Annotated in this window: 32 protein-coding genes; 10 read left to right on the top strand and 22 right to left on the bottom strand. The window is 39.2% G+C overall.

Annotated elements, in window-relative coordinates; translation table 11 throughout:
• Positions 1 to 169 precede the first annotated feature (169 nt).
• The 9 genes from HBM92_RS25000 to HBM92_RS24960 all read right to left on the bottom strand — a co-directional run bounded on the left by HBM92_RS25000 (position 170) and on the right by HBM92_RS24960 (position 2,820).
• Entirely contained in the window at positions 170 to 442 is a 273-nt protein-coding gene (locus HBM92_RS25000; protein WP_000160399.1) for a hypothetical protein, read from the bottom strand.
• A gap of 12 nt (positions 443 to 454) precedes the next feature.
• Positions 455 to 604 (bottom strand): hypothetical protein, encoded by a 150-nt coding sequence (locus HBM92_RS24995; RefSeq protein ID WP_000003880.1) that lies wholly within the window; start codon positions 602 to 604, stop codon positions 455 to 457.
• A gap of 85 nt (positions 605 to 689) precedes the next feature.
• Positions 690 to 869, bottom strand: a complete 180-nt coding sequence (locus tag HBM92_RS24990) for a hypothetical protein (RefSeq protein WP_071526261.1) — start codon at positions 867 to 869, stop codon at positions 690 to 692.
• Positions 870 to 911: 42 nt separating this feature from the next.
• The gene (locus HBM92_RS24985) at positions 912 to 1,241 is read right to left on the bottom strand and encodes a hypothetical protein (RefSeq protein ID WP_000866648.1); all 330 of its coding nucleotides are present in this window, start codon (positions 1,239 to 1,241) and stop codon (positions 912 to 914) included.
• A 92-nt stretch (positions 1,242 to 1,333) separates the two neighbouring features.
• Complete coding sequence (locus HBM92_RS24980) at positions 1,334 to 1,549, bottom strand: hypothetical protein (protein WP_001180116.1); 216 nt, start codon at positions 1,547 to 1,549, stop codon at positions 1,334 to 1,336.
• Positions 1,539 to 1,784: a hypothetical protein gene (locus tag HBM92_RS24975; RefSeq protein ID WP_000356548.1), complete on the bottom strand. Its 246-nt coding sequence runs from the start codon at positions 1,782 to 1,784 to the stop codon at positions 1,539 to 1,541. The genes HBM92_RS24980 and HBM92_RS24975 overlap by 11 nt, the downstream gene beginning before the upstream one ends.
• A gap of 44 nt (positions 1,785 to 1,828) precedes the next feature.
• Entirely contained in the window at positions 1,829 to 2,152 is a 324-nt protein-coding gene (locus HBM92_RS24970; protein ID WP_001181903.1) for a hypothetical protein, read from the bottom strand.
• 145 nt (positions 2,153 to 2,297) lie between these two features.
• Positions 2,298 to 2,579 carry a type II toxin-antitoxin system RelE family toxin gene (locus tag HBM92_RS24965; RefSeq protein WP_000220560.1) on the bottom strand — a complete coding sequence of 94 codons (282 nt, stop codon included), beginning with the start codon at positions 2,577 to 2,579 and terminating at the stop codon, positions 2,298 to 2,300.
• Complete coding sequence (locus HBM92_RS24960; RefSeq protein WP_000121743.1) at positions 2,569 to 2,820, bottom strand: type II toxin-antitoxin system Phd/YefM family antitoxin; 252 nt, start codon at positions 2,818 to 2,820, stop codon at positions 2,569 to 2,571. Before HBM92_RS24960 ends, HBM92_RS24965 begins: the two co-directional genes overlap by 11 nt.
• 1,221 nt (positions 2,821 to 4,041) lie before the next feature.
• Between HBM92_RS24960 and HBM92_RS24955 the strand changes: the two genes are divergently transcribed.
• The 4 genes from HBM92_RS24955 (at position 4,042) to ddp1 (ending at position 6,687) form a co-directional block, all read left to right on the top strand.
• Positions 4,042 to 4,881, top strand: coding sequence for a replication initiation protein (locus HBM92_RS24955; protein WP_001546350.1), 840 nt, complete (start codon positions 4,042 to 4,044; stop codon positions 4,879 to 4,881).
• Between the two features lie 20 nt (positions 4,882 to 4,901).
• Positions 4,902 to 5,744 carry a replication initiation protein gene (locus HBM92_RS24950; protein WP_000435063.1) on the top strand — a complete coding sequence of 281 codons (843 nt, stop codon included), beginning with the start codon at positions 4,902 to 4,904 and terminating at the stop codon, positions 5,742 to 5,744.
• 3 nt (positions 5,745 to 5,747) lie between these two features.
• Complete coding sequence (locus tag HBM92_RS24945) at positions 5,748 to 6,191, top strand: hypothetical protein (protein WP_001074379.1); 444 nt, start codon at positions 5,748 to 5,750, stop codon at positions 6,189 to 6,191.
• A gap of 70 nt (positions 6,192 to 6,261) precedes the next feature.
• Positions 6,262 to 6,687 (top strand): DNA distortion polypeptide 3, encoded by a 426-nt coding sequence (ddp1, locus tag HBM92_RS24940; RefSeq protein ID WP_000202958.1) that lies wholly within the window; start codon positions 6,262 to 6,264, stop codon positions 6,685 to 6,687.
• On the opposite strand, the gene HBM92_RS24935 is transcribed toward ddp1, so the two are convergent.
• The 3 genes from HBM92_RS24935 to HBM92_RS24925 all read right to left on the bottom strand — a co-directional run bounded on the left by HBM92_RS24935 (position 6,684) and on the right by HBM92_RS24925 (position 8,727).
• Entirely contained in the window at positions 6,684 to 7,661 is a 978-nt protein-coding gene (locus HBM92_RS24935) for a DUF6685 family protein (RefSeq protein ID WP_001269914.1), read from the bottom strand. The genes ddp1 and HBM92_RS24935 overlap by 4 nt on opposite strands.
• A gap of 24 nt (positions 7,662 to 7,685) precedes the next feature.
• Positions 7,686 to 7,967 carry a hypothetical protein gene (locus tag HBM92_RS24930; protein WP_001185482.1) on the bottom strand — a complete coding sequence of 94 codons (282 nt, stop codon included), beginning with the start codon at positions 7,965 to 7,967 and terminating at the stop codon, positions 7,686 to 7,688.
• A gap of 97 nt (positions 7,968 to 8,064) precedes the next feature.
• Positions 8,065 to 8,727, bottom strand: a complete 663-nt coding sequence (locus tag HBM92_RS24925) for a division plane positioning ATPase MipZ (protein ID WP_000516402.1) — start codon at positions 8,725 to 8,727, stop codon at positions 8,065 to 8,067.
• A gap of 380 nt (positions 8,728 to 9,107) precedes the next feature.
• Between HBM92_RS24925 and HBM92_RS24920 the strand changes: the two genes are divergently transcribed.
• Positions 9,108 to 9,752 carry a recombinase family protein gene (locus HBM92_RS24920; protein WP_000203201.1) on the top strand — a complete coding sequence of 215 codons (645 nt, stop codon included), beginning with the start codon at positions 9,108 to 9,110 and terminating at the stop codon, positions 9,750 to 9,752.
• Between the two features lie 155 nt (positions 9,753 to 9,907).
• Here HBM92_RS24920 and dinQ read toward each other — a convergent pair whose 3' ends face one another.
• Positions 9,908 to 9,973, bottom strand: a complete 66-nt coding sequence (dinQ, locus tag HBM92_RS25925) for a damage-inducible type I toxin DinQ (protein WP_100225788.1) — start codon at positions 9,971 to 9,973, stop codon at positions 9,908 to 9,910.
• A gap of 600 nt (positions 9,974 to 10,573) precedes the next feature.
• Between dinQ and HBM92_RS24910 the strand changes: the two genes are divergently transcribed.
• The 4 genes from HBM92_RS24910 (at position 10,574) to HBM92_RS24895 (ending at position 14,613) form a co-directional block, all read left to right on the top strand.
• Complete coding sequence (locus tag HBM92_RS24910) at positions 10,574 to 11,056, top strand: hypothetical protein (protein WP_001546353.1); 483 nt, start codon at positions 10,574 to 10,576, stop codon at positions 11,054 to 11,056.
• 337 nt (positions 11,057 to 11,393) lie between these two features.
• Positions 11,394 to 12,005, top strand: coding sequence for a hypothetical protein (locus HBM92_RS24905; RefSeq protein WP_000016733.1), 612 nt, complete (start codon positions 11,394 to 11,396; stop codon positions 12,003 to 12,005).
• Between the two features lie 91 nt (positions 12,006 to 12,096).
• Entirely contained in the window at positions 12,097 to 12,606 is a 510-nt protein-coding gene (locus tag HBM92_RS24900; protein ID WP_000190051.1) for a hypothetical protein, read from the top strand.
• Positions 12,607 to 12,711: 105 nt separating this feature from the next.
• Entirely contained in the window at positions 12,712 to 14,613 is a 1,902-nt protein-coding gene (locus HBM92_RS24895; protein ID WP_000407093.1) for an AAA family ATPase, read from the top strand.
• A gap of 404 nt (positions 14,614 to 15,017) precedes the next feature.
• On the opposite strand, the gene HBM92_RS24890 is transcribed toward HBM92_RS24895, so the two are convergent.
• Positions 15,018 to 15,197, bottom strand: a complete 180-nt coding sequence (locus HBM92_RS24890) for a hypothetical protein (RefSeq protein ID WP_000347020.1) — start codon at positions 15,195 to 15,197, stop codon at positions 15,018 to 15,020.
• Positions 15,198 to 15,263: 66 nt separating this feature from the next.
• Positions 15,264 to 15,359, bottom strand: coding sequence for a DinQ-like type I toxin DqlB (gene dqlB / locus HBM92_RS25640; protein WP_000609147.1), 96 nt, complete (start codon positions 15,357 to 15,359; stop codon positions 15,264 to 15,266).
• Between the two features lie 764 nt (positions 15,360 to 16,123).
• Here dqlB and HBM92_RS24885 point away from each other — a divergent pair.
• Positions 16,124 to 17,158, top strand: coding sequence for a S66 peptidase family protein (locus HBM92_RS24885; protein ID WP_000973426.1), 1,035 nt, complete (start codon positions 16,124 to 16,126; stop codon positions 17,156 to 17,158).
• 56 nt (positions 17,159 to 17,214) lie between these two features.
• On the opposite strand, the gene HBM92_RS24880 is transcribed toward HBM92_RS24885, so the two are convergent.
• The 7 genes from HBM92_RS24880 to HBM92_RS24850 form a co-directional block, all read right to left on the bottom strand.
• A complete protein-coding gene (locus tag HBM92_RS24880) occupies positions 17,215 to 18,984 on the bottom strand; it encodes a GNAT family N-acetyltransferase (protein ID WP_000057520.1) in 1,770 nt (589 codons plus the stop codon).
• The gene (locus HBM92_RS24875; RefSeq protein WP_000152799.1) at positions 18,969 to 19,772 is read right to left on the bottom strand and encodes a class I SAM-dependent methyltransferase; all 804 of its coding nucleotides are present in this window, start codon (positions 19,770 to 19,772) and stop codon (positions 18,969 to 18,971) included. Before HBM92_RS24875 ends, HBM92_RS24880 begins: the two co-directional genes overlap by 16 nt.
• Positions 19,769 to 20,983: an MFS transporter gene (locus tag HBM92_RS24870; RefSeq protein WP_001090465.1), complete on the bottom strand. Its 1,215-nt coding sequence runs from the start codon at positions 20,981 to 20,983 to the stop codon at positions 19,769 to 19,771. Before HBM92_RS24870 ends, HBM92_RS24875 begins: the two co-directional genes overlap by 4 nt.
• On the bottom strand, positions 20,980 to 22,107 hold the full coding sequence (locus HBM92_RS24865) for a HesA/MoeB/ThiF family protein (protein WP_000417394.1): 1,128 nt from the start codon (positions 22,105 to 22,107) through the stop codon (positions 20,980 to 20,982). The genes HBM92_RS24870 and HBM92_RS24865 overlap by 4 nt, the downstream gene beginning before the upstream one ends.
• Before the next feature lie 480 nt (positions 22,108 to 22,587).
• Positions 22,588 to 23,052 (bottom strand): hypothetical protein, encoded by a 465-nt coding sequence (locus HBM92_RS24860; protein WP_001443073.1) that lies wholly within the window; start codon positions 23,050 to 23,052, stop codon positions 22,588 to 22,590.
• 256 nt (positions 23,053 to 23,308) lie between these two features.
• Complete coding sequence (locus HBM92_RS24855) at positions 23,309 to 23,716, bottom strand: hypothetical protein (RefSeq protein WP_001546356.1); 408 nt, start codon at positions 23,714 to 23,716, stop codon at positions 23,309 to 23,311.
• 54 nt (positions 23,717 to 23,770) lie between these two features.
• Positions 23,771 to 24,175, bottom strand: coding sequence for an H-NS family nucleoid-associated regulatory protein (locus HBM92_RS24850; RefSeq protein ID WP_050545925.1), 405 nt, complete (start codon positions 24,173 to 24,175; stop codon positions 23,771 to 23,773).
• Between the last annotated feature and the right edge of the window lie 10 nt (positions 24,176 to 24,185).

Below are 24,185 nucleotides of genomic sequence, written 5' to 3'. Positions count from 1 at the left end.
TGATGTTGTCATGGCTGAACATACGTACGTCTGCGACCGGAAACCCGATCAATGCGGTAAGGACAGTGCCGTCAGGTTCGCTACGCGAACGGTCTGGCAGGAAGCGCAAGCGCAGTCCCGCGCAATATATCAGAAAGCACCTCCCGAAATACGGGAGGGCTTCGGCTATTCAGCTAAGGTTGCTCTGTTCAGGTTGCTGAGTGTAGCCTTCCATGCCCTGACGGGCATCAAAAAGCCAGCGCCGGAAGTTACTCATTCTTTCAAGGTTAGCTTTGCTTGGTTTTTTGCCACGATTACCACTTAATATCCGCCAGACTCGTATTCCTGCTTTATTAGTCCAGTGCAGAACAATTTCTCCTTTGCTGTTAAAAGCAAGAGAAAAGCGTACAGCGCCTTGCCGCAATTCTCCACTGACAAAGGACACAAAATCATGTTTTGTCATAAAGCCTCCGGTTTATTTATCTGTTCTCTTTTGTGTCTTTTTTTCCAGTGCTTTTCTGAGTAATGCCATATACTCAGGAAAGACATGGAATGGCATCAAAGGGAAAACCGGACGCCCACCCTTTTCAACGTCATTTATTGCTGATAATATGCGTTCCGACATTTTATTCCTCGCAATAGAATCAGGTGTCACGGTATCAGGTTGCCCCACAACCTGATACCATCTTTATCTTTACTTTATTAACTTCTCAATTGCTTCTTTTTTTGCTTTCTCCTGTTCTAACTTTCTCCTGTTCTGATGGTGGGTATGCAAGGTCATACCAGTTATCAATACAATGAATAACTCTTTCTTTAGATAATCCACATTGCTCAAACCAAAATTTTATATTTCGGTTTAATGATGCTTTTGCGCTAAACTCTCTTTCCATTTTCAGACCTTTACTAAAAGGGGGAATATCCCCCCTGATTAATTAGTAGTAAGAAGAAAATCGATGTTTTTCTTCCGGTAGAGTTTTATACGCAGTTTCAAAATCTTCGATTTTGATTGCCAGCTCATCACCAAAATCTTTTATCTGACGCTTAAAACATTCACCAGTAAAATCATTTAAAACGGGAGTTTTAAAGCCGACCATTGAATCGGTATATTCTGAATTGGCGCGAATCTCGCGAACGGTGACGGTTTTTTTACCGTGAACAGAAAGAACCTGGTAGAAGGTTACATTGGTTTGCTCATAGCCCCATGATGATACAAAGATATCACCAACAGAGACAGTATCATTTTTAAAAGTTAATACTTTCATTTTTAGCTCCCGCCCAGCTTGGGCTCTGGATGAAAGAGAACCTGTTTCCCTTTCCTGTGTTTTATTATACCTGCATTTGCAGGTATGGCAAGTTATTTTTTTACCAGCCTGTAAGACGGATGCATATTTGCTAATAACAATAAATACTGATATTCACCAATAGATAAAGAACGACTGGCCTTACCTGCACTTTCTTTCATCTGCCAGGAATTCAGTTGATAACCAAAAATATCAGCAGCTTCTTTAAGAGTAAGACCTGCCGCAACCCGCGCATTCTTTACTTCTTCAGGTGTAGGTTTATTCTGCATTTTCATCCCCTTTTGTCAGACAATCACACAAAACCCAATTATCCAGAAGCATCAATGATGCCAGGTTGAGTTTTTCGTCCATTATCAATTTTCTTACTGTTTTCCTGCTTTTAGTTTTATCAATCGTCTTAACATATTTTAAGACGTGAAAAACCGTATCCCCATCTTCATCCATCGTTCTGATTACATAGGAGTAATTACCTCTGTTTTTCTTAATTATCTTATCTTTATCCATATTATTCCTCATAACTAAAAAAGGGGCTTAATGCCCCTTTTTATCTATAACACGGTATGTAACCCTGTTTCCTGTGTAAATAAACGCGCTAACTGATCACAATAGATATTATCGAATCTTGAAATATCTTTAACTTCAGCACCACGTACACGAGAAAATTTCACCTGGTACGTATCAGTAAAATCCAGTTTAATTTTTACTAAGTTGATGCCTTTCATTGCAAAATTTGACGGCAAACGGAAAGTTAACCCACACTCACCGTTTTCATCAAAGTAAGAAAAACTTTTAGCACCAGTCATAACAATAAAACGATTACCACCAAGTTGACGTAAAATCTCTGTGGCTACAGATTTAGCGTAGTTTTGCATTTTTAACCTCCCGCCCACTTTGGGCTCTGGATGAAAGAGAACCTGTTTCCCTTTCTTGTGTTTTATTATACCTGCATTTGCAGGTATTGCAAATTTTTAATGCTCTCGCTCTGACTGTAAACAGTCAATCATTTGATGATTAATCTTAGCGCAAATCTGCGATCTGATAGACTTCGCTGCTTTCCCTTCTTCCAACGGCAATAACGAGTAAAACGACTTTCTCATCAATGACTTGATATACAAGTCTGTAGCCAGATGCACGAAGTTTAATTTTATAGCGATCAGCATGACCATGTAACCGGGCTGCGGGTACGCGTGGATTTTCCAGCCGTTCTGCCAGTTTCTTTTTGAATTGTTCACGGATGGTGTGGCCGAGTTTCTGCCATTCCTTCAGTGCTCTACGGTCAAAAGCCAGTTCATAGGTCATCCAGGTTAACCTTCACAATTTCCGGGTTTTTCATGCGCTCATCAGCAACAGCGTTTAACTCAGCATCTTCAGCGAGTTCCCGATAGTAGGCGTAAAGTTTTGGTGGAACGCAATAGAACGCCGGTTCGTTTCGGTTCAGGATCGCAACAGCGTCCCCTTCACCTTCAGCTACGGTTCCCATAGGATTTTTTTTCAGGTCAGTAATACTGGCCGCTGTGGTTGTCAGAATTTGATAGCTCATAAGCCCTCCGCTTGTCTCATTGGCATAATAGCATCTTTAAAAGCACTCTTAAAAGTGCTTATGTTGAGAAAAACATCAGAACAGGTGAGATATGGCTCTTTCCGACATCGCCTTAAAACGCTCTGTAACGCGTTCTGAGCGTTTTTTCCCGTTTCGTTGTAGTCAGCTACGGTTTAACGGCTTTTAACGCCGCTCAACGCTTTTTAGCGGCCTTGTTGCTATGATCCGGATAGGAGTTCAATCTTGATCAAAATTTCCTCAAGGCAACGACTGTTTTGTAAATACCCTCTAAAACGCGCTGTATCGCATTCTGAGCGATTTTTTCGATTTCACATGGATTTTCTTATGGTTGTACTGAACGAAGCTGCAGAAAGCGATTCAGGGCTTCTCAGTGGAAGATCCAAAAAGGATCAATCAACGGATCGTATGATCTGAACTCTTCTGGTTTTGAGAAAGGAGACACCGCTCGCCGCAGCCGAACGACCGAGCGTAGCGAGTTAGTGAGCGAGGAAGCGGAACAGCACAGGGATAACATCAGGCAATTACGCACAGTGGTTAAAAAGCGAGCATATTGTTTTTATGTGTGGTTGTCCTGGTTCAGAGTGATCTGTCCTCTGGGTTTACGCAAAGTTATCCACAGGCACTGTGAATTTTTTGTTTTGAGCAGAGTTATCCACAGATTTTTTGTGTTTTTTTGCTTATTAAACTTCTTGTTTTTAAGATCTTAAATGTAGATCGGTAGATCTACTTTAAGATCTTTAACTTACTTTAACTTATTCTGCAAACATTGTGCCAGCTTTTTTATCAATAATTTCATTAAGATAGGTGTTGTTTTTTGTCGCCTCAAAATGAAAGGTGGATGGGTACGCACTGAAAGGTGGATGGGTACGCACTGTAATTTTCATGAAAGGTGGATGGCTGCGCACTGAAAGGTGGATGGGTACGCACTGAAAGGTGGATGGGTACGCATTTTACTGTTTTTATTCAGATATTCATCTCTTTGCATCTTCATTTCTTTAGTTCTTTATAGCGTTCCAATCCAACGGTAAAAGTTAAAAGGTGGATACCTGCGCATTTCTATCATATTGAATATAAATGATAAAAATTCTTTCATGTGATCTGTGTTTTGGTGGAAATGTATAAGGTGGATAAACCACTTTACACATTTCCGCTTTTGTGGTTATGATTTCACCATCAGGACTTAAAAAACACAGGTAATGTATGAACTTACTGAGCGTTACAAAGAAAACAAAAATTCGCCACAGAAATGAAATTAACAGCACATTCTCATCGTTGCCTTTGTCTGCCAGAAGAATTTTGTTTATGGCTATGGCGCAGATTGATTCACGTGAAGAGTTATCTGAGGGAGCAACCTTTCGTATTACGGCTCGGGAATATGCATTTATCGCTGATATTGATGTAACAGGTGCTTACCGGCAGTTAAAAGAGGGGGCAGAAGAACTTCAGGCTAGTGTTATTCGCATTCCTCGAAATCAACTTCTCACAGCTCAGGGCAATCAAAGCTCTGGACATACGAAGAAGAGAGGTAAATTACCTTCTGATGCAGTCAGGCTTATGAACCTGACTGCGTTTTGTGATTATGTTGAAAGTGAAGGATATATTGATATTGCTTTTTCACATGTCATTGAGCCATATATCACGATGTTAAAGGATTCTTACACTACTCAGGTTTTGATATCGTCTGTAAGACTCGCTGATCAAAATTCAAATATGCTTTATCAGTTTATCAGGAAACAATACAGCAGTGGTAAAAAGACATTTTTCGACATTGAAGTAGATGTATTAAAGGATGAACTTGAATTATTCAGAATAGATAATGGCGAAAAAGTTTACCTTTATCAGAATTTTAAGGATTTTAATAAGGTTTTTCTGCAAAAAAACATTGAAAAAATAAATCAATATACAGAGATTAATCATCTCGAAGTTAAAATTATTGAGAGAGTCGCAAGAAGAGCATCAAAGCTAAGATTTTCGTATAAAATAGATAAAGAAAGCGAAGGACTTGATACCAGAATACCGTATGGTTTCAGAGGTGCTTAATATATAAAGGTAAATACACTATGGAGCAAATAAAATTACATAAACAAGGTGGTGCGGCAGTAATTATCATTCCTGCCAGTATGATAGAAAATACCGGATGGGAAGATGGAACCTTATTGGATGTACTAGAAATAAATGAGGCTCTTCATATAAGAAGAAAGACAGGATCAGGAGCTTTAGCTACTAAATCTTGTCCTTCTCTTTTTTCATCTACTATGAGGCATGTTAACTACGATAAAATCATTAGATATAATAGCGGATTAAATCTGTTAGTTAATGAACTGTCATTTTCGGCAAGAAGGGTCTTTTTTATTTGTTTATATTATTACTTTGAAAATAAACTTGAATCGGATAAGTCGCTATTGATCCGGGCTGATAAGTATGCAGAATTTGTTGGTGTTGATCGTTCTGTCGCATATAAGCAAATGAAGGATGCAGCAGATTTCTTTTCAAGAAATAAAAAATTAATTACACATTGTGACTATATTTCGAATGAGGGATTGCTTCGTGTTATGTTTTCGTCTAAGACGATAAATTATATTACAGCGATAGACGCCCGTAAATATCAGGTTACCGAGCTTCCTCTAAAATCTGCTTTGTCTCTTCAAGGAAGATACTCATGGCCTTTATATCAACTGATAAAATTTAGCCATCTTAAATCTTTCACTATAGGTGTAGATGAACTTAAGAAAGAAATAGGTTATATTCAAAATCAAAAGTTTTCTTTCTTTAAAAGAGATGGAATCAATATAGCTATTGATGAAATAACAGAAAGGACAGATGTTAAAAACATTAAATGTGTTAATGCTGAAAGGCAGGGTAGAAGAGTCAGCAAAGTCCGTTTTGAGATCGAAATGAGGTAACTCATGGCTAAAATCTATCAATTCCCCCAAGGGGACGAACGCGGTAAATTCAGGGAAGAAATCGCCAGAGAACGTAAGAAACGTTTTGCGGTGAAAACAGGGAGCACTTTTGTTAAGTGGCTTGGATGGACCTGGTTTTATCTTCGTCTTCTGGTCGCCAGTGTTTTACATTTTATCTCTGTTTTTGTGTTAGCCATTCTTGGCGCGTTTAAATGGGCTGTGTTCTGGCTGGGTGGCATTCTGTGTGTCATAACCTGGTATCATCTCGATCACCAGTTATGGACGCCACAAAATCTGACTATACCGGTGATTACGGCAACCTGGATTTTTGGTCTGTTGGCTGAACCGCTGATGGAGCTGCTCAACAAAACCATGCCCTGGCACAAGTTACTGGTTCCCGAACCTGCGGGCGAAAGCACAGAGAACAGCAGCGAGACGAGCCAGTAATGACGCTACTTAGTCGTTATGCCAGCCCCTGCCTTTTCACTGCGATGCAGGATAGGGCAAACACCGCAAAATGACGTCTCTGACGCCATTCCGCAACGTTTGCCCGGTGACCTACAGTCGGTTCTTGTCGGAGAATTTTATGAAATATCAGGTGAGAGAATTTATTACTGATAAATATGCGAAGGCTGTTAATATTTTAAAGGATAACCTTAAAGAAAACTACCATGTTTTTTATGGTGTGAGATTAAGTGAGATTCTTTTTCCAGCCAGTGAGTATGGCACTGATGCTTTCTTTAAAGAGTTTGAATTAATTAACAGTGTAATACTTCCATTAGTAATCTTTGATTTAACACAACGCAAGCCAATGATGATTATCAGCTTCGATAAGATACCTGATGCCAGTTTGTTGGAAGGAACAAATATTGTGGTTCTTGAATGTACTACCCTCGCCGATCTTCTGACAAATGATAACATTGGTTTTTTATATAAAAGCTAAGAATCTCCTCTCAGTTTATATTTTCTGCTTGGGTTGCCAAGTGTTATCGAGTCTAGTTCATGTGAGTAATGATATGTATGATAATGTGCTGGATTTTTCAGATAATCAGGGAGTGATATTATTTTCCCGTAGCTAATTGCAGAATAAAACCAGTTGCGGAATGTCTCGCTGTTTGTTTTTAAAGCATCTTTGGGAATAAATGCTAATTTTATGTTAGAAACGTAATTAACAGGTTTAAGTGTGGTATGCCTATTTTGTCCAAAGTCTTTTAAAGCATCTGTAAATTCATATTCTGATGTATAATTTTCTGTCTTATTACTAGGGTGTTTTATCTGGAATATGAATGAATAGTAGTTCTGGCCAAGTATTTCAACGGTGTTTGAATTTATGCTCAGTTGTTCAATAACCGCTTCTCTTTTATACTCTAATTTGTCTCTGACAGATTGATATACAACCATTGCTGCATGATGTGAACCACCACTGTTTAAAGCTACATATCGGTCAAGCCAAGAGTAATATTTAACATTAATAGGATCGCGAGGGTTGAAACCTTCATGCTCAATGTGCCATATATTATCCTCCCAGTCTGAAATGTTTTCAGCTTTCAGGTTTTTGGCGGGATACATCCCTTCCCCCCATGAATAAAGGTTTTTGAACCAACTACCATTTATTACTTTGTTCCATCCACAACCGAAACTTTTCGAGGCAGTCAGAGACTGTATCTTGTTAAAATCAAAATCCAGAGAGTGGTTTTTATCTGTAGTTATTATGTTACTCAGAATTTCAGCCAGATCCCTGTCAATATATCTTAGTGAGTATTCGCTAAATATATTTTCAAGCTGCAATATGGTGTCTGCATCCGCTGTAGGTTCAACTAACTTAATATCAGCAAGATTTTTAAACGTTGCAGCGGTCAGTTTATGGTGATCTGTCAACCTGTAGAGTTGACAGATTAATTCGGTTAAATATCTCATAGATAATCATCCATACTTCTATGGTTAGAATTTTGCCGATTCCAGTAACCAGTGATTCTTTATGTTTTCATCCTGGCTGTTGTACATCGCCAGCGCTGCTTTGAGAACGGTTGTTTTGCTCTGCCCTGTTCTGATAGCTTCAGCTTCCAGTATGTCCTCAAAATGGGCTGAAAGTCTGAAGTTCATCAACTTTGGTTTACCCACTACAGGCGCTCTGGTAGCGCCGGAGATAAAACGCGCGGTTTCTGCGTTTGTTGCTGGTTGCTGAGATTCATCGATGTTCGGACGGTTTAGTTTTAAAGCCATGACAATTTCCCCTTGTACGGTATGCATTAATAGTAAATATCATACTGTCTTTATATTGTCTTTACAATGTAAAGATTTATAGATGGTATTGATATTACTATAAAATTCCAATTTCCTGCGCTACTAGTTCAATCTGTGCTTTCGCTGTTGAAAGGCTTGATGCCCGGCTAACGTCATGTACCCCTGCCCCTTCATTACAGGCGCTTTCATACACATCCAGCTCGGATATCCGGGTTTTAAGAGGTTGAATCCAGATGTTGTCCGACCGCAGTAATTTATCCAGATCAATGGCCGCTTTTCTGTGGCGGGGTTTTGCTGAGTTGATTCTGGTGAACAGCACCCACGGTTCCAGGGCTGCGTTAGCTTTCTGAGCGGTGCGGATTTTCTCTGTAACACTGGTCAGTGTTTCGCTTTCGAAATCAGAGGACGGCTTAACCAGTGTTACCACGATATCTGATACTGTCAGGGCGCTACGGAACTCCTGGCTGTCGTGGCCGGGGCAATCGACAATGAGGACTTCACACAGCTTACTAAGTCGCTTAATTTCATTGCTGACGTTTCCGTAAGCTGCGTGAACCGGGATAGTGAGTAAGCCGTTATCTGTCCGCTTTTCGTTCCAGCTCAACAGATCGTGGTTTTTATCTGTCTTGAGGATAATTACCGACTTACCTTTATTGACCAGCATTGAGCCTGTGTTAGCCACGTAGGTACTTTTTCCTACACCACCCTTATCTGATACGACAAGCAAGATTTTACCCATTTGAGAATTCCTCTCTTTACGATGTAAAGATTATGTAAAGATCGTCTTGTCTTTACATTGTGTGTTTTCCGTAAAGATGATTTTGTCTTTACAGTGTCTTTATATTACATAGGATTTACCATGTAAAGCACAAATAAAGACAATTATGTATTTATGTTGTCTTTATATTGTAAAGATTAGTGTGTCTTTACAGTGTCTTTATATGATAAATCAGCACTTGTCTTTACATCATCTTTATGTTGTAAATTTCCATGTGACATTGTCACTTTATGACCAGAGGTCTGTTTTCTGGTTCTTTTAGAGTGTGCCTTTCCTGTCGATCCACTTTCTGGTTCATTTTGGGTATAGTTGTGTGACCTTATGCGAACTGGTTCTCTAATATGACTTCAAATGCACCAACAAACTTTGTCCGCGCTTATCTGAGAGCTTCAACAGCAGAACAGGATGCTTCGCGTGCCCTGGAAACTATCGAGGCTTTTGCCAGGGAAAGAGGCCTGATCATTTGCAGCTATTATATTGAGAATGAATCCGGCTCCCGTCTTGACCGCCCGGAACTCTTCCGTCTTCTGAGAGATTGCCAGCAAAATGACATTTTGCTTATCGAGGATGTGGACAGACTTTCCCGACTGTCAGGGGAAGACTGGAATACGTTGAAGAAAATGATCCGGCAGAAAGACATTCGGGTTATGGCGGTGAATGTGCCGACGACATGGATTAATTCTGGTATGAGTGAGTTTGACAGCCGGTTGTTTGCAGCCATTAACGATATGCTGCTGGATATGCTGGCCGCAGTTGCCAGAAGGGACTATGAACAACGTCGGGAACGCCAGAAACAAGGGATAGAGAAAGCAAGGAAAGACGGTAAATATAAAGGGCGTAAACCTAATCAAGCCAGACATGATGCAATTATCAGGTTGATAGAAAGCGGTAGCTCCTGGACACAGGTACAGAAAGTGCTAGGGTGCAGCCGTGGCACAATAAGCAGTGCGCTAAAACGTAAAACCGGGCAAAAATCCAGTAAGTAGAGGGGGTGGGGGGCTAATATATCTGAAAGGCAGGATATTAACTCAGGAGGTTGGGTGTGTGGTGTTTAGTTAATGCATTTGAATGTTGTAACTAAAATATGATTTTATTAAAGGCCGGTGGTGGTTAGCCCCCGGCCTTAGTTACGTCTCCGCCATCAGCCCATCAACTGGAGAAGGTAGCGAATCAGTTCAAGAAGCGAGATTAGCGCCCCCAGAACGATGCCGTTACCGACATTATCATGAATCCCGTTTTTTCAGTAAGTTGCAGCATACAAAGTAATTAAAAAAACGTCATTTTTTGTTGATGGATGCAGTAGCGGTGGTGCGCTACGTGAAATCTGGAAAATGTTGGCGGGGTAAGTGACTCAATTTTTAAATCTCCGCTCCTGTTTTTTGGGGATGTGTCAGCAATTATGACTTGGAGCAAAGGTGTGTCCGACAACAAAAATTCTGATCACAAAAAAATTTTGGACATTTTTTCCGATAATGCATTTTTGTCCATGATGAATGAACGACAGGGCAGGGAAAGTCGCGCAAGAGGCAGCGGACTGAATCAGCCCTTCACACACAATGGCACACGGAAAGACACGTTTGTGTCTGTCCCGAAGAGTGTTTCTGAAATACAGGGCACGACAGCGATGTATGCACGTAATAAATTCCGTGTATAAACGACGCGCTCAGGGGGGGGAATCCCTGATACCCCCGCTCAGTTTCTGCAAAAGTTCGCTGTATGGAGGTTCTACGAACCATGATATTTGTTTCTATTGATACGGCTTAAAGCTAATGTACGCATACATTAGCATTAATCCAGAGAATAATACATGAGAGACAAAACCAGAGAAGCTATGCGTATGTTTCTCGGTGGCAGATGTTACACCGCTGAAAATCTTGAAAGGGATTTCCTTTCAGAACTGACCAGATACAGCGATGAACGCTGGGAAGCCCCGCAACGTGGCGCACGTCTGGCGGCAGCGGTGAAGCGTTACAAAACCTCGGAAATGCTGCGGTTTATTTTTGCCACCATAGCATATGACCCTGACCCGGATTTAACACCGCTGGCCGTTAAACGGTTGTGCAATGCGTTGTTTGGCAGAACGGGGAGCCAGTGGCTGATTGTGGAATTATTCGGGGATAAGGAGCGGCAGCACCGCAGCAACGACAGCACCCTGGAGGCCGTGGAAAAAATGGCTGCCAGATATCGTCATGCGGCAAGACAGCACTGGGCGGCAACGCTGGACGAAATTGAACGGGTAAAGCGTCTGTATCAGGAGGGAATCAAGGCATCCAGAATAAAAGAGAGTTAACTCCCTCCCCATTAATGCTAGTGTACGCGTACATTAGCATTAAACCTCCAGCCACACACAAATCCACATGTTTCCACCCGTCCGGTGGTTAAGTTCCCTGCCGTAAACACCAGTGAACGCCGGGCAGGACGAAAAGGAAGCGATTATCCTGAATAACCTAGGATATGGGCACATATGCCGGAACAGGGCACAGGATAAAGGAACTAAACATATGAATGTTGTAACTAATTGAGTCTAAACAAAAAAACAAAATGTCCAATATGGGCGGGGGATTACTAAAGGAGGCTATTAATGTACAATTGGTTATAAATTTTACATATGAAGATAAGGGAAAAAAATGAGTGGACGAATCACAACCTTATGCACTGCATTTGGGGTGGTTATCGCAGCAGTGGGACTTTACCTACCATATAAAAATGAATTGAATGCTGCTCTTTATCAAAGAGAATTCCTTACCGGAAAATGGTCAACAGATGCTGAATATATTATTAATAGTGGGGATCTTGGACTAGATAAACCGCAATCAATTATGACTATACAATTATTTGTTGATAAAGATGGTTCTATTGATGGTGAATTTATCTCAGAAGGATTATGTGATGCAATGCCTTTGACGTGGAATATAACTTTTAATAGTGACAGTCCATCTCTAATTAATTTTATTTTTGCGAGAAAATTCCAAATTAGACAACTAGTTAACGGGGCAATGGATAAAAGCCCTGTTGTAGCTACATTAAAATTAGTTGATGAAGATCATAAACATAATCCGATAGTGTTTGATGTGGTCAACGATTCTACCGGAACCTTACCTAAACAGATCACTTTAGCTAAAAACCTTCCGAAATTCGAAGAAAACTATAAATACCTACAGAGTTATTGCGCTAACTCAACTGAAAAGATGTACGAAAAGATGATGCCAGAGATCAGGAATTTGAACAAAGGTTTATAACGTTTCGGTGCTAGACAGAAAATGCTGTATGTCCAGTCAGCCGGAGAATTATACTAGCGACCATGATCATCACAGGAAGAACGTGTAACAGATGGCAACTGAGTGGGTAGATGTGGCTGATAATGCCGTTAAAATTGGGCTGGGTGCATTAATCACCATTGTTGGTGGCTGGATTACACTGAAATTAACACACTGCCACGAAATAAGAAAAGATGCAATAGCTCAGCGACTGCGGGATATAGATAAAAAAACTGACCGCTATATAGATTTTCTTTCTTCATCGCAAACGCTAATGCAGAAATATCTTTATGAATCATGTAATCCAGGTAGCGAGGACTACACCAATTATATGCGGTTACATAATATTGTAAGCCTGACATCCTCCCCTGAATTGCGAATCTATGCTTTTGATACTCAGTCCAAAGTATCGCAATTTATCCTGCTCAGAAAGCCCAACGAACCAGAGGTTATTGATTCCTGTCGCAATGCCGCGAGAAACGCCGTTTCTGTGCTTCAGGGGGCAGTGAGTGCTGAATTGCTTCAGGATAAAGCAGCACTTCAGGACAAACAACATGCATGGTGGGCTTTCTGGCGAAAATAAAGCAGAACAGTGGAGGAAGAGCCATTTCTCCAAGTAGCGAAGGACAGTTAAAGCCTTGGGAAAAAATGTCGATAATCCGAGCAACATTCTATCGTAGGAAGAAAAATGGAAATAGTATCATTTAAAGTTTCTCAGTATAGGTCTATTTCAGGGGAGATATCCTCTGATAACTTTAATGGATTAACCATTGTTGGGCAAAACAACAGTGGTAAAACAAACCTATTAAAAGCTATGAGGGTTTTTTTTGAAGGAAAATTTAATCCTGACTTATATGACTATGAAAAAGATAAGCCACATGGTGTTAAGCAAGGACAAACTAGTTTTGCTGTAAGATTTACTTTTTCTGAAAGTGAGCTAGATGATGTCTCTGAGGATTTGAGCCAAGACGATGATGATGACGATGATGACTCGATTATTGAACTTGGTGTTTTAGGGGGGCAAGAAGAACCTAGTAATTCTATTTCATTTGATGATGGCAGCTCTAAACAACAAGAATCAAAACCAACTCAATCAAGAGGCAGAAAGCTAAGTTTGAGAGATAGATATTTGCAGCTATTTAACATGATTGATGACTCCAGGTTAAGTTCACCTCAAAACGAAGTGACCGTACATCTGACAATATCTAATAAAAACAATTACTTCTACACTGTCTTTAAAGGTTACAAGAGGAAACCTGAAGTAACTTCCTCCATGTATACATCTGTTGAAAGAAGGTTCATAGAAAAAATACTTTCTAGTTTTGAGTGTGTGTATATACCATCGTCAAAAAGTATTGATGATATATATCATAATCTATTAGTTCCATATGTTAGGAGTGAAGTAGCTTCAGCCATGAAAACATCGGTTCAAGTGATTCATGATAAACTGTTGGAAGTGTCTGAAAAGATAACAAATGAAATGATTCTAAGCGGTATAGATGACTGTAGCTTTATGATTAAAGCTCCGCCATCTCTTGATGAGTTATTTGGTCGCTTTGAGGTTTCAATAAAAGATACTATTGAGAATGTGATATCGAGTAAAGGTATGGGGCTACAATGCTTATCTTTATTTTCTTCATTTAAATCTATTTCAGAGAGAAAACTTACTCTAGGTAAGAAAACGATTTGGATGGTTGAGGAGCCTGAGTCTTTCTTGCATCCCTCATTAGGCCGGTCATGTAATCACATTTTCAAATCACTGATGGATGTTGCTTATGTTCTTATTACAACTCATTCCTTATCATTTGTCAGTGATGAGCCAAGTAAGATCATTGAGTTATATAAAGATGACGCCGGTGTTACAAAAGATAAAAAGCATGAAAAAAGATTTAATGCAGTTGCAAGCATAAGAGAAAATCTTGGGGTCAGATTTTCTGATTTCTTTAACATATCAAGTAGTGCAGTTTTCGTTGAAGGTATCACCGACAAACAATATATAGAATCAATATTGAAATTGACATCTGAACATGATGAGTTTAAGAACAGATGGCCTTTTCTGAGGAGTGCTAAAGTTGATGAGTTTGGTGGAGTCAGTCAACTTGGAGGATTCTTGAAAGGGTGCTACGAGTTTATTTCTAAAGATGTCCCCGTAATATCTGTTTTTGACGGTGATGAAGCTGGGGTCAAAGAAAGAACCAGATTACAAAGCTACTTTGGTAAAAAACAAATTAGATTTGAGTCAAATAAAGACTATATTTCTGTAAGAAGTGGTTTTGCTATTGAAGGCCTCTTCCCTGACGATTTCATTTCTGACGCAATGGAAACCCATCCGTCGTGGTTTATCGGAGGAAAATCTGTTGATGCCGATGATGTAATTGAACCATTCAAAGTGCAAGATAATAAAAAAACTAACTTATTAAATTTCTTCCTGGAAAGATGTCGTGTTCAACCTATATGCGGTTGGATTTCTCGGTGGGAAAAGGTGTTTAACGTCATAGACTCAGCCTTGCGAGATAAAAGTGAATCCATCACAAACAAAAAACGAACCGAAGATACTTCCGGTAACACTTCAGATCATCAAGCTGCATAATCGATTGTGTACACCAAGGTTGTACATACACCTGATTAATCAAGAGTGAGACCATAACAAGCCTATATCAGATAACAGCCCTCTTCATAAGAGGGCTGTCTTTTTCGCGGGCATCGTACTTGGGTTTCACTTGGAAAATGGAAAACATCCTACGCTAAGAGCGTTTTTTAAACAACCGGCTTGTTGGTTTTTACGAGATACTGTGCAGTTGAAGGAACAAGATAAAGGAATTAAAGACCCTTTAGTACCATACTTTCATGAAATTTTCCCATATTTTCTTTTAGATCGTGCAACAGCGAAAAGACGTAGGAATTGGCTTGATTAGCCGCAATACTATTTCTGGACAGAATGAGTGTATATCCAAGTCGGGCGAGGAATTAAACGAGGGGCGTAAAAAAGGCCGCTTACGCGACCTCAGCCTTTTGCGGTTTTGGCTTGGTGATATACCACGATAGACAACCGACAATAAAACTCATGAACATTCCAGTAAAACGATCATCAATGCCTAGAAACAGGCAACCGACAAACATCGCAACAGGGAAAGGAAGAAGTAAACAGCGCCCCAAAATGCTCATAAAATCCATAAATCCTCCTTTGTTAAAGGGCAGGAAGCGGTTCACTTCCTGCCCTTAGTTACGTTTCCGCTGTCATCAGTCGATGAACTGGCGAATCAGTTCCAGAATTGCAATCAGCGCGTTTGCAACGGCGACCACAGCCCTGAGAACGATGATTAACAAATTAATCATCCGTTTCTCCAGTAAAACTGGAGGAAATCACCGTTGCTTACTCATACACTGCCTGTCACAACGGCTCTCTCGCATTGTTAGGTGTAGAGTGACCTCCTCCTGCCAGAGCACCGAATACAGCACCACCTGTTTATCCAGCCAGGACTTTAAAATCGTTCATACCCGCAGATACGGGAAGAGCAGGATTGCAAGTCAACTACATGACTAACTGACTGATTATACGCTACACAAAACACCCGTTACACCACTAAATGTGGTTCCTTAACCACATTTAGTTGCTTTACAGCACCATAGTGAATAAAATGTAAACGTTAGGTGTAGAGTAACCTTCTCCAGTCAGAGCCACCAACTCAGGGCTGGAAAACACAAAAAAGCCCGATTACCAGTCGGGTTTTTTTGTGCCTGTCGTTCAGCTGTACTTCCGTTTTTTCCCCTTCATTTGAGGGATTTTTCTTTCATTTTTTGTTGCGACCAATACTGCTGATCGCGTTGGCCAACAGATCAATACCGTTATCGGCGTTTTCATGAATCCATTTTTTTCAGTAAGTTGCAGCACAACAGATGATTAAAAAAGCTATCAGTTTTTTTGATGGATACAGTAGTGGCGGTGCGCTACGTGAAATCTGAGGCTTTTCGGGGGGGATTGGACGAGAAAATTTACGAGAGAACACTGCGATTTTCAAAAAAAGCCCATAAACTGAAAGTGCTACTGACATATCTCAAAACGGGTTCATTTTGACACTAAATGGAAAGGAAAAATCCTCATGATGATACAATCTCATCCACTACTGGCCGCTCCCCTGGCAGTAGGAGATACAATTGGTTTCTTTTCATCATCTGCTCCGGCAACAGTTACTGCAAAAAATCGTTTTTTTCGGGGAGTTGAGTTTCTTCAGAGAAAGGGATTTAAGCTGGTATCAGGGAAGCTTACCGGTAAAACAGATTTTTATCGTTCAGGTACTATTAAAGAAAGAGCTCAAGAATTTAATGAGTTAGTCTACAATCCTGATATTACCTGTATAATGTCAACGATCGGTGGAGATAACAGTAATTCACTACTACCGTTTCTGGACTATGATGCTATCATTGCAAACCCCAAAATTATCATAGGTTACTCAGATACAACTGCTTTATTAGCAGGAATATATGCAAAAACAGGGTTAATAACATTCTATGGACCAGCTCTTATTCCTTCGTTTGGTGAACATCCACCTCTTGTGGATATAACATATGAATCATTTATTAAAATACTAACAAGAAAACAATCAGGAATATATACCTACACATTACCTGAAAAGTGGAGTGATGAGAGCATAAACTGGAATGAAAACAAGATATTAAGGCCTAAGAAGCTATATAAAAACAACTGTGCCTTTTATGGTTCCGGAAAAGTTGAGGGGCGTGTAATTGGAGGAAATCTAAATACTTTGACAGGTATATGGGGGAGTGAATGGATGCCTGAAATTCTTAATGGAGATATATTGTTTATTGAGGACAGTCGGAAAAGCATTGCAACAATTGAACGATTATTCTCTATGCTAAAGCTTAATCGCGTGTTTGATAAAGTTAGTGCAATAATACTCGGGAAACATGAGCTTTTTGATTGTGCAGGAAGTAAACGCAGACCATATGAAGTATTAACAGAGGTATTAGATGGGAAACAGATTCCTGTACTGGATGGATTTGATTGTTCACATACACATCCAATGCTAACTCTTCCACTTGGTGTAAAATTAGCTATTGACTTTGACAACAAAAATATATCTATAACAGAACAATATCTATCTACCGAGAAATAAATATTATCATCTCACAGACATAAACAAAATGGCGTAGAATACTACGCCATACAGTATTAACCAATTACTTTTGAATAAATATTTTGATCGTATGATACACCGTTGAGTATTTCTGCTTTTTGCAGAACACCTTCTAAGGTGAAGCCACACCTCAATGCCGTGGCATTACTTTTTTTATTATCAACAATACATTTTATAACAAATCTTTTTATAACGCCCGAATCCCCATACTCCTGTATCAGTTTATTTATAGCATTGGTTACAATCCCCTTCCCCTGAAAGTTAGCACCTAACCAATAGCCAATATATGCTGTTTTATTGGCATGGTCAATAATATTAAACGATACAACGCCAGCTATCTTAGTTTTGTATTTAATAAAGAGGATTAATGCTTTTTCATTCTGGTTATCAATCATTGATTGCTCAATGAAAGAAACAGAATCAGAAATGTTATTAACAAACGCTGGCCATGCCATGCTTTTAATGAAATTTATTTTGTTTTGATTAATGAGCAAATATAACTCTTCAGCGTATTTTAACGCTGGATACAATAATGTAATTTCATCATTTACTTTTATTCCTGATGGCGTAAGAGATACATCATACTTCCGGAAATCAAGTTCTCTTCTGTGAATCCTTGATATATTAACAACATCATTTGTTATGGTATATACAGCATAAAGATTACGCGTCCACTGGTTTCCTGTTTGCATATCATAAGCACCACACCCTCGAACAGAAAATAAATAATCAGATAAGTTACTGGGAAGAATAACTGAAGGAAACAAGCAATCACATTCAAAGCAATTGAATCCAGCAATAATATACTCATCAGATTTATCATCTGAAATATGGTTATGATTATGAAACAATGTAAATGAATGGTCCCAATTTCTGATCGAAGGTATCCAGTTTATACCAATGTTAGTTTGAGCAACTTTAACACCATACCTGTTTTTAGTACTAATAACTTTCCCTATAAAGTAGCCAAAGTCTTCGACCAGATGTCTCCCTGGTTCAAAAATATAGTTCCATTTATCACATACAGTACCGAAGCAATTTTTTATTGTATCATATATCGATGAGAAAAATACCTCCGGACATGGAGTTGGGTTATCACTGGATGCTGAGAAAGAATCTGCAGGTATCCCACTACCAAGATTAAGAGTGCCATCATCTGGCATATACCTAAGAATCAACTCATGATACTGTATAATAGCTTTACATATTTTTTCCGCATTGGGTAGATTAGAGCCAACATGTAAATGGAACCCGTCTAAAATGAGATACTCTGACTTACTGATCAACATCTCCAGTAAATTAATAGCCTCACTTTCAGATAAGCCAAATCTTGATAAATTATCATCATAGTAATGCGATAATCTCAAATGAATTCTACATGTCAGCTTATGCAACTTACATAGTTCATTAAGTCTTTTACATTCATCAATATTGTCAACTTCAATTAATGCCCCAATCTCTATTGCCTTTAATAGTTCACTCGTTTTTTTTAAAGGGCCATCAAAAACAATCCGCTTAAAACCGTCTCTTTTGGCGAGGTTCATTTCATCAACAGAGCACACCTCTGCATACAAACCTTTACCTGAGATAATCTGGCACCATTGTGCCAGATTATTTGACTTATATGAATATGCGATACTACTGTTGGGGAAAAAACTCTTAAGTTGACACCTGTAATGATCCAGACGCTCCAGAGCTCCATCTACATCAAAAATGACAAATGAGTTTTCGCCCGATTCAATCCCCTTAATAATTAACTCCCGGGCATGTTTAACAATTTTAGATGGTGTTATTTTTTGCGCCATATTTGCAATGTAACTCCCTGATAATCTCTTTGGATATTTAATGGTCTGCGTATTTTTAAAAATCTTTCAAAAAATACATTCTGAAGTGAACCATTCAAACCTTTTGTAAACTCATTTCTATTGAAAATGTAATCATAAATATCGGCTTTTAACTCATCTTCACTTTGAGATTCCATCTCATGGTTTTCTTCTGAAACAAGAGTAAATCTTTCAGAAAAAAACTGATGCCAGTATTCCAAAGTCCACAAAGGATTGGGTCTGAAATTTATTGCATTATATACATCATTGATAAGTTTATCTGATATTTTACGCCTGTAATAAAAATTTGAAATGCACATGCTTCCCATGTGGTTTAAACATCGATGAGTTTCATTCAAAGCTATTAACCGATTTTGTATAAATGCAAAATTACATCCACCGAGAACATGTGTAAAAGAGTTATCTTCAAATGGTAAATCACAAGCATCAGCTACATAATATTTCAATAAATTATTAGCCTTAAGCTTTTTTGCCTTTTCATTTGCGACCATTACAGCTGATTCAGATATATCAATACCCTCTGCAGATGCACCTTCTTTTTTGAAGCATTCACGTGAACTAAAACCCGTGGAACATGCTAAATCTAATAGGTGAGACTTTTTGTTAATACATCCATGCTTGATCCAGTAGTCTATGGTGTACTCTGCTCCAGGAGGAGTGTTATCCTGTTGCATCAGAGCAACAAAATCAGGGTAATTCATATTTAAAATAACTTCTTCCGTCAATTCTTCAGCATGTTTAATCGTCATACCATCTCCTTTTTAAAGGACCACATTAAGAACAAACAACCGCACAGTACACATGCAATTGCAGAGATAAATATATAAGTGGTGACAGGCATATTACCTGGTAATACAGATATAACTCCCAACACAGAAATGGAAGCAACACGACATGAAAGAGAAACAAGACCAAGAGCTCCCGAAATAATATTCTTATAATTGCCATTAAGTCTGCTTATGAATATATTCTGTGCTCCAACAGGTATTGTTGAAATCATCCCATGGATTATAGAGAAAATAGCTACGCCGAGAACAACCTTATTATCTGTTATTAACATAAATAGTAAAATACAGGCGATTGAACTAAGAAATGAACATAATGTACAAACAAGTATATAAAGTTTACACCTTACATCTATCTTTGGCATAAGATAGTTTGCTATATATTGCATTGAAAATGCACCAATATGACACATCAGTAAAGTTATAAGCTCTCTTTTTGATAATGAGCCAATACTTTCCCCAGATAGCATAATTGGCTGCCAAAAATGATAAATTACCTGTATACCAATTGTAAACATACATGTTATAGATAAAAAATATGTCCCATTATAACTTCCTGTTATCAATCCAATACTCTCTTTTGCCTGTTTAATAATACTATCTCGTGCTTCTTTTTCACCTCCACTGCCATTAGTTTTCACACATAAAAAAACGATAAAGACAACAAACATCAAGAAGAACGATACTATATAGCCAGATTTATAAGAATCATAGAAGTAGACAACTAATATTCCAACAGCACCAGTTATCACACTCCCAAAGGAAGATACCCTTTCGCATAAATGAGCACATAAGGTAAACTTTTCATTTCTACCATCCAGAGCACTTAACACCCATCCCTCTATAGCCCCAGATATACAACAAATACCAATGGCATAAAATATTTCAGAAAAAACCAATGCCAGCATATCAGGAGACTGAATACAAAGAGGGTAAAATAATATAGTAAAAAATACGCCACTAACTACAACCTGTTTCCTGTAAAATCTGTCTGCAATGACAGATAAAGGAAAATCAAGAATCAGCACTGTCACAGAAAAAACGATCTGTAAAACAGCAAGTTGAGATATAGTGACACCTGTAGATATAAGAAATGCTGCATGGTAGACACCAATTAACATACGTATAGCATTATAAGCTCCATAGTTCACAGATAAAATATTTGCAGTATTCACATTCTATTTCCACACACAGAGCAAACAGGCGAACGGCCCATATTTTGGGAATGTATTTTTATTTCATCTGACCAGATGCCTATTCTTTTATTAAGTGATAATGGCTCGGAGTATTTTCCAATGAACTTAATTACGTCTGCCGCACATAATGCAGCGGCAACATTATTCACAGGTGCAAATGTTGCCGGTTTAAATCTGCTATTGATTAGCTTAATCTTATGATCAATGTTTTCCTTTTCTGAACCATATAGATCTGCCACGACTTTTTGGCACTCATAACATCCTGTTTTACCAGGAACATATAATGGACCAAAGACTGCAATATCATTAACATACCCAGCATTTATATAGGGCTGATTTGCTCTAACGCAATATTTATTAACCCAGTTAATCAGATTAAATGGATGATCTGCAGAAACAACCCATATATCAGCTTCTGGTACCTTATGAAGATCAGTGTAATCGTTTATATTCAAAGCGATTTCAGACACCGAAATTTCAGAGTTTCTTTTTAATAACTCGCGTTTTATAACTTCTGTTTTATTTTTACCGACATCATCCTCTGAAAATAAAACCTGCCTTGTCAAATTTGTATTTTCTATTTGATCATTATCAATTAGTATAATTTCGCCAATACCAGACGTTGCGAGTATAACAGACACATGATTTCCTATACCCCCACAACCAAGAATTACTACCTTAGCATTTTTTAGTTTATCTTGCACAAGAACAGGATTAGCACCATAACTTTGATAATGTAAAAAGTTACGAGAGTAACGATTATTCTCAGTAGAGTTATTATACTCGCCAGGTATAATAAAGAAATTTTCCTTAAGGAACCTAAAGCAATTAGAGAAATCTTTTTCAGGTATATTGGCCGTTTCCAACGCTGCAGTATAACTCGATGGGGTTATGAAACAATATGCGGTTTTTATAATATTTTCCCAAAGCGCTAAATTCTCAACATATTGCTCCTTTCCGCCTCCACCAACTAATCCACCGCTCCCGTATCGAGCAATTTTGACATAGCGACCCAATATATAATCCATAAATAAACCTCGCAGATAACTTTTGTATGCCACCCTGTACAGGGTGGCATTTAATGGACATTTATATTTTTCCATTAGTTTGCATTACCAGTACGCATTTTACGCCTCCTATTACTGTGATTAATTCACAAGTGTTTTTATCACTATAAAAAACAATATTCCTTATAAAAATATACAAACATAGATTTATTTCACAAAAAAAGAACAGCACAATCATATTATTTGCGATTCTACATTTTTATTCTAAAATTTATTAATTTATATATTTAGACATAAATAACCATACAGAATATAATCATCTGCGTTTAAATCATTTTGTAATAAATATGCTATTATGCAATAAAAGAATTTGATACATCCATCGTTCATTACATTGGAAACCAATAATCCTGATTACCAGTCACGTTGAGAAGCCGCTCAATGAGCGGTGGTGCGCTACGTGAAATCTGAGTTTTTTCGGGTGGGATTGGACACGAGAACTTATGAGAAAGCATCAGGAAATACAATGAAAATAGAGATTAATTTTCGATGAAAGGCAGCTCGCAATCGCCGCATTCAATATTCAGTCCGGACTTCTCCCAGACAGCAGCACCACACCCCGACACTGATATTTGACTTTGTTCCTTTTTGGCTTGTTCTCAAAAGCCGCAACAAACAGATCGTTATCATTGCTCCCGTTCTACGGTGACACTGACAGCACCGCTTCAATATCAATCCCGGTTCAGCATTTTGATGTGCCTGAGCAATAGTTTCCCGCCATTGTTCGATGACGGCGGCCATCTCTTTTTGTTGTTCAACCTGGACAGAGAAGCGATCAAACCAGCTCAAAGCAAATTTCCCCTGAAACAGATCCTGTGTGACGCGCTGGAACGTAATCAGACACTCGGGGAGTTCACCGTCAAAAAGGCGCTGGTTATAGAAATCAAACGCCTGTTGTAGCTCGCTGTAGCGCGTTCTGTGGCTATCGTCATCATCAGGACTCCTGAAAGACAACCCAGCATTTCGCGCCGTCATATTCATTGCCACTTTCTGCAATAAACACGTTATCTTCAGTATCTACCGCTATCACTCTGGGGCGCTCATGCTGAGGGGCGCGGTGAATATTTTTCCAGCAATACACCTCTCCGTCCCAAATCAGAATCACACCCGAATCAGCGTGCCCCGGGTTGTGCTGACGCCATCCCCTGGCAATATCAAGCCCAGGGAGAGCATCGAGCGCGTAATATTGCTGGCAAGAAAGGTAAGCAGGGGGTATCCCTGCTTTATGTAACAGAAATCAAGCACTGCCCCATGAGCCATGTTTCAGGCATTGCTGGTAAAAGACACTTAGAAGCTCTTGCTCTGTTGGCGGTTCTTCGCCAGAAATTCCAATTCTGGCTGGGATAAATACGTTTTCGTCTTTCCCTGCCAGTGGCCGCAATTCATCAGACTGGCGCATAACGTTATCCAACGCTTTTGCCAACTCCGCTCCATTGCTGGCCGGAATACTGGTCAGAACGGCCATTCCACCTTTAATCTCGCGACGGGAGCCTTTTTTCCTGGCGATACACACAACAAATAGTTGTATTTCAGGTTGCAACCATGCCTGCTGAACAAAGCCGTCCTGATAGTGCACTTCATGATGTGTGATTTTGCTGAGATCTGCACCTGTCTGGAAATACATTAATGGTAATGTCAGACTCAAAACATCCTCCTGTTTATCAAAAAAGTCTCCTGCGTAAACCAGAGGCTTATTATATTAATGTTCGTCGCCAGCAGAGCTGGAAGCATCTTTTTTGATGATAAACTCATCAAGAGAGCGACCGCCTGCCAGTGCTTCAGCAATCGGTTTTGGTGCACGCCCACGACCAGACCAGTATTTCGTTTCACCATTTTCTTCAAATTGATACTTGGGCGGCGCTTTTGGTAACGTTTTTTTACGTGTTTTTGGCGCATCTTCGGTAATGCCAAGCAGTTCTTCCGGTGAGAAACCCTCTCCGGCGATTAACTGAAGCAGTTCCTGACGTTTCCGTTCACGCTCTGCTCGTTCAGCCGCTTCACGTTCAGCATCTTCACGACGTTCTTCAATAACAACGTTGAGCTTTTCCTGCATCGCCGTGAATCTGGCGCCGCTCATAAATAGTGCTTGAGCATCAACAAAAATGCAAAAAGGC

It is taken from the genome of Escherichia sp. E.sYA108, from assembly GCF_011754335.1.
Taxonomy (GTDB): Bacteria; Pseudomonadota; Gammaproteobacteria; order Enterobacterales; family Enterobacteriaceae; genus Escherichia; species Escherichia coli.
Note: the sequence above shows the minus strand (reverse complement) of the source record. Positions and strands in the feature narration are given on the sequence as shown.